Source organism: Kitasatospora sp. NPDC059803 (assembly GCF_042732255.1).
Classification (GTDB): domain Bacteria; phylum Actinomycetota; class Actinomycetes; order Streptomycetales; family Streptomycetaceae; genus Kitasatospora.
This window is the reverse complement of the sequence record NZ_JBHWIJ010000293.1, coordinates 1-1,641: the sequence shown is the minus strand read 5'-3', so window position 1 is coordinate 1,641 and position 1,641 is coordinate 1. Positions and strand designations below refer to the sequence as shown.

At 70.1% G+C, this 1,641-nt stretch carries 3 protein-coding genes; 2 read left to right on the top strand and 1 reads right to left on the bottom strand.

From position 1 onward, the window contains the following. A partial coding sequence (locus ACFV6I_RS32470; RefSeq protein WP_380429208.1) for an RICIN domain-containing protein occupies positions 1-406 on the top strand: 406 nt, incomplete at its 5' end. 179 nt (positions 407-585) lie between these two features. After that, the gene (locus ACFV6I_RS32465; protein WP_380429205.1) at positions 586-1,380 is read left to right on the top strand and encodes a hypothetical protein; all 795 of its coding nucleotides are present in this window, start codon (positions 586-588) and stop codon (positions 1,378-1,380) included. A gap of 69 nt (positions 1,381-1,449) precedes the next feature. Here ACFV6I_RS32465 and ACFV6I_RS32460 read toward each other — a convergent pair. Next, on the bottom strand, positions 1,450-1,641 hold a 192-nt coding region (locus ACFV6I_RS32460), incomplete at its 5' end, for a hypothetical protein (protein ID WP_380429202.1).

The following is a 1,641-nucleotide window of genomic DNA, read 5'->3' as shown; positions in this document are numbered from 1 at the left end:
CGGCACCCTGGTCCTGCGCAGCGCGGCTACGGGCCTGTGTATCGATGACAGCAACTACGGCCTGCGGCACTTCGGATGCCAGGACCAGAGCGGCCAATACGCCGTTTTCCAGCAGTTCACCGTAGTGTCCAACAACGGTCAGACCTGGTCCCTGCACAGCGCGGCTACGGGCTTGTGCATCGATGACAGCAACTACGGCCTGCGGCACTTCGGATGCCAGGACCCGAATGGCCAGTACGCCAATTTCCAGCAGTTCTACCTGTATGCACAGCCCAACGGCTCCGTGGTCCTGCGGAACGTGGCTACGGGCTTGTGCATCGATGACAGCAACTACGGCCTGCGGCACTTCGGATGCCAGGACCAGAGCGGCCAGTACGCCAGTTTCCAGCAGTTCTTCCTGAGCTAGCCGCTATGCCCAGCTGACTTGCAGGTGCGCTCCCGCGACCGTCTGCGAGGAGGCTGGGCACTGCCGGTGGGGGCTGTCCGTTCTTCGTGAAGGCGGCGAAGGCTGCCTGTCGTGATCACGGCGGAACTTGGGAGATCTTCTGCCGGGTTGGCACGGTGACCTGCTGTTCGCCACGTTGCTTGAGACCCCGTCGACCGGTTCGCCCTGTCGAGCGCATCGTTCGCCGCCTTCACCGAGACCGGACAGCATGCCGCTCCCCTTGTCCCGGCAGTCGGCCGGCAGGTTTCGCCCCGCTGCCGGAGACGGGGCGAAACCTGGGCAAGCGGCTCACCTCGGCGGCCACGATCCCGGAACGGACAGCGCCCCGCCGACCGCCGCCACCGACCAACTGGCCGACGACGCGGGCCAGGCCCCGCAGTGCGCCCGCCCCGGCTGCTCCAACCCGGCACCAAAGAGCCCCACCGGGCGCCCGAAGCAGTACTGCCCCCGCTCATGCCGCAGCAAGGCCGACCGCGCCAAGGCCAAGGCCCGCGAAGCAGCAGCAGACGAGTCCGCTGCACCCGGCCCCGCAGCCGCACCGCGGCAGCGCTGCACCCGCTACCCCCGCTGCACCCGCGGCCGCCATCCAGGACGACGACGACCTCGCCCGCCGGGGAGAAGACGGCCGCTACCTCCTCGGCATCGCCGACACGCTGCGCCGCAAGCTCGCCGCCTTCCTGGAGGAGACCGCCACCGGCGACCCGGTCGCAGCCTTCGAGGAACTGGCGCTGCGGCTGCCCGGCTACAGCCACCGCGCCTACTCGATCGGCCAGAAGATCCGCGACAAGGCACGCCGGCCCGACCTCACCGAGGACGAGCGCCGCCACTGCAGGATGCTGGAGCGGATCGACCTGTGGAAAATCCCCGCCTTCGACCTGAACGCCCCCATCCCTGGCCTCGACGATGGCCAGGAGCCGGCCCCATTCGCCTCGTGAGGCGAAACCGAAGCCGCCGACCAGCACCAGGACCACGGGCAGCCCGCCCCCGAGCCGGTCGGGACCGCCTCACCGGCCGCACTGCCGCGCCAGCACGGCGCCGACCTGCTGCGCCCGCCACCGGAGCCGTACCTTCGCGGCCTGGGCCGGTACGACCTGATCCGCAACGCCACCGCGCTGCTTGGCCCCGGCTGGGACCTGATCGGCTGGAGCCGGGCTCCCGGCCTCTTCTACGTCCGCCAGGACGGCCGGGCTCCCGGC